Raw genomic sequence first — 3,257 nt, 5'->3', positions numbered from 1 at the left:
GGCTCGGGCTCGGGCTCGGGCTCGACAGGTTCCGGCGTGACCACGGACTCGGTCTGGAGAAGCTCCTCGATCGCGACCACTGGATCGGCTTCCAGCACGGACTCCAGGTCTACCGTCGTGTCCGGCTCCGCAGCGGGCACGGAAGCGGCCGCACCGGCCGGGATCGAGTCACCTGCCGGCGAGGGAACGGTCTCGGCCGTCGGAGCTGCGTCATCGGCAGCAACGCGCGGCTTCGCACGCGCCGCTGACCGCGCAGCGGCATCCTGCTCCTTGGCTTTTTCTTTCTCGGCCTTCGCCGCAGCTGCCTTCGCCGCCCGGGTAGCGGCAGCCTTCTGCGCCGCCGTCTTAGCGGCAGCGGTCTTGGCCGCCGTGGCCTGGGACGTCGAGGTTCGCGTCGTGGCCTTCGATGCGGCGGTGCGCGCCGCCGCCGTCTTGGCCGCCGTGGTCTTCGCAGAAGTGGTCTTCGTGGTCACCTTCTTCGCGGCAGCCGTCTTAGCCTGTTCGGTCTTGGTCGCGGCAGCCGCAGCTTGAGCGGCGGCGGTCGCCGCCTTCGGCGCAGGCGCAGTCGATCGCGCCGCTACCGTCTTCACAGCCGCGGTTTTTGTAGGGGCCTTCTTCGCTGTGCTCGGCGCCTTCGTCGCAGTACTGGGCGTCTTCGTCGCAGTGCTGGACGTTTTCGCGGTGCTCGGTGCCTTCTTCGCTGCGCTGGGGGCCTTCGCTGCAGTGCTGGGCGCCTCCTTCGCAGTACTCGTGGCCTTCTTCGGCGCACTGGACGTCTTCTTCACGGCACTCGATGCCTTCGTGGTCGTCGAGCGTGCGCGGGGGGCCTTCGCCTCCGGCGCAGCATTCGATGCATCTTCGGGCCGTTCGGCACCATCATCCACAGAAGCAGTCACGGTCCTACGGTATCAATGGCAGGGGACTTTCTCGGGGTCGGGCGTCATAATCGTCGTAGGCACTCAGCGGCCGCGGTCGACCTGTGCAACGGGTGTGTACCTGATCACGAAATGACAACAGCGGGGCCTATTCCCGGGGGTTCACAGGAGCCATCGCTAGCATGAAAGCGGCACGAAGAAGTGTCTGGTCGATTAACCGACCGTGAACACAGAATCTTTTTAGGAGAATTCGTGACTCTTCAAACCGTCATACTTGCCGCTGGCATGGGCTCGCGCCTCGGCCGTGCCCTGCCTAAGCCGCTGACCCAGCTCAGCGACGGACGTACGATCATGCAGCAGCAGCACGAGAACATTCGTGCCGCCTTCGGCCGTGAGGCCCGCATCACCGCTGTCGTCGGCTACCGCGCCGAGACCATCATCGAGGCGTTCCCGCGCGTCAACTACGTGCACAACGAGCGTTACGACGAGACCAACACCTCCAAGAGCCTGCTGCGCGCCCTCGGCGCCACTGGCAAGGGCGGCGTGCTCTGGATGAACGGCGATGTGGTCTTCGACCCACGCATCCTCGGTCGTGCGATCGAGTTCATCGAGCGCGACCAGTCCTTCGTGACCGTCAACACGTCGAAGGTCAGCGACGAAGAGGTCAAGTACACCGTCACCGCAGAGGGTTTCATCAAGGAGCTGTCCAAGACGGTGAAGGGCGGCCTCGGTGAGGCTGTCGGCATCAACTACATCTCATCCGCGCACAAGAAGGCGTTCATGCGTCAGCTCTCCCGCGTCGATGACCAGGACTACTTCGAGCGTGGTCTCGAGCTCGCAATCGCCGAAGACGGCCTGCTGCTCGAGCCGATGGACGTCTCCGACCTGTACGCGGTCGAAGTCGACTTCGCTGAAGACCTCGAGCGGGCGAACCTCTTCGTCTGACCCGATCCTGTCGAACCACGAAAGCCCGACTCCGCGAGGAGTCGGGCTTTCGGCATTCTCGCGGATGGCGTGCATAGGATCTGGACATGGCCAAGAAGGTGCATAAGATCCATTCGCTCCCAGACGACTCCGCCTGGGACAAAGGAGTGCCGCCCGTCGGCTCCGAGGAGCACCCGCTCACCGTTCGCGGCATCGACAAGGTGCTCTCCATCCAGCGTCCGCTCGTGCTCGCCCATATCCGCAGCATCCGACTGCGCAATCCGGATGCCACGCCCGATCGCCTCGTGCGAATTCTCGAGCGTCGCTATCTGGCTGCGGTGACGACCGGCGGTGCGGCCGTCGGTGCCACGGCCGTCGTTCCCGGGATCGGCACCGGAATCACGCTCGCACTTTCGGGAATGGAGACGATCGGATTCCTGGAATCGACGGCGCTGTTCGCGCAGTCGCTCGCCGAGGTGCACGGTATCGCGATCGAGAACCCGGATCGTGCGCGTGCGCTGGTCATGACCTTGATGATGGGCAAAGAGGGTGTGGACCTCGTGAGCCAGCTCACCAAGCAGGCCACCGGTCGCGGAATCGGGCGGTCATCGTATTGGGGCGAGCTCGTGACGAAGTCGCTCCCGCGCGCCGCGGTGGGGCCGGTTGTCGATCAGCTCAAGACACGATTCGTGAAGCACTTCGCCGCAGCCGGTGGGGCGTCATTCGTCGGAAAGGCGATGCCATTCGGCATCGGGGCCGCAATCGGCGGCGCAGGCAACCATCTGCTCGGCAGGCGCGTGCTGACGACTTCGCGGCGCGCGTTCGGTGTCGCACCGGCGATGCTCCCGACCGAGCTCGAGCCGGGGAGCGATGCCGAGCGGATCGAACTGCGGATGCTGCATGGCGCACGCTTCGCCGGATCAGCAATGGCCGGCGCAGCCGGCACTGTTGCGCGCACTGCGGGAACCGTCGCCCGCGGGGTAGGTCGCGTCGGTCAGAAAGCCGGTGACCTCACCCGCGGCAGGCGCAAGAATCGCGAGCTGGACTCGTCCTCCACAGAACCGGAATCCTGACGCTCCTCCCCTGTTTCCCCTCTGACGGGTCGCTATGCCCGGTCTGGCGTCGGCGGCCCTTCCTACCGTGGCCCTCATGCTGCGACCCATCGATCCGTCAGACCCGTCTTCCTCCCGCGCCTATCGCGTGCCGTGGCTCATTGGCCGATCCGAGCCCACCCATCCGGTCGTCGTCAATGCAAGCGTGGAGAGCGCCGACTTCGTTCGCGTCTTCCGTGACGATCAGAGCAGCGAGGGCACTCAGTTGTGGGGACAGGTGCTGCCGTCGGAAGACATCGAGCTGTGCCTGTGCGCGGCCGATCTCGACGAGGTGGTCGTCACCCTGGCCTGGTTCCGCCCGACGGACGGCCTGGAGTACGTGTGGAGATTCGTCGTGTGATGCGCG

3 protein-coding genes and 1 pseudogene are annotated in these 3,257 nt (G+C 65.5%); 3 read left to right on the top strand and 1 reads right to left on the bottom strand.

Annotation, left to right across the window (positions count from 1 at the left end; translation table 11 throughout):
* Nucleotides 1-896, bottom strand: a pseudogene (locus ACTIAO_RS16870) (hypothetical protein); the annotation flags it as partial.
* Nucleotides 897-1,127: 231 nt separating this feature from the next.
* Between ACTIAO_RS16870 and ACTIAO_RS16865 the strand changes: the two are divergent.
* From ACTIAO_RS16865 to ACTIAO_RS16855, 3 genes are all read left to right on the top strand, one after another.
* A complete protein-coding gene (locus ACTIAO_RS16865) occupies nucleotides 1,128-1,820 on the top strand; it encodes an NTP transferase domain-containing protein (protein ID WP_441907261.1) in 693 nt (230 codons plus the stop codon).
* An 86-nt stretch (nucleotides 1,821-1,906) separates the two neighbouring features.
* Nucleotides 1,907-2,872 (top strand): hypothetical protein, encoded by a 966-nt coding sequence (locus tag ACTIAO_RS16860; RefSeq protein ID WP_441907260.1) that lies wholly within the window; start codon nucleotides 1,907-1,909, stop codon nucleotides 2,870-2,872.
* Nucleotides 2,873-2,948: 76 nt separating this feature from the next.
* On the top strand, nucleotides 2,949-3,251 hold the full coding sequence (locus tag ACTIAO_RS16855) for a hypothetical protein (protein WP_441907259.1): 303 nt from the start codon (nucleotides 2,949-2,951) through the stop codon (nucleotides 3,249-3,251).
* Nucleotides 3,252-3,257: the final 6 nt, after the last annotated feature.

The sequence above is a fragment of the Microbacterium sp. genome (assembly GCF_052099035.1).
Taxonomy (GTDB): Bacteria; Actinomycetota; Actinomycetes; order Actinomycetales; family Microbacteriaceae; genus Microbacterium.
The sequence above is the reverse complement of the archived record's forward strand: the minus strand, read 5'-3'. Positions and strand labels throughout refer to the sequence as shown.

Bases quoted from the DNA above. Each gene is read 5' to 3' on its own strand.
- ACTIAO_RS16860 (WP_441907260.1), top strand. From the start codon at position 1,907: ATGGCCAAGAAGGTGCATAAGATCCATTCGCTCCCAGACGACTCCGCC.
- ACTIAO_RS16855 (WP_441907259.1), top strand. From the start codon at position 2,949: ATGCTGCGACCCATCGATCCGTCAGACCCGTCTTCCTCCCGCGCCTAT.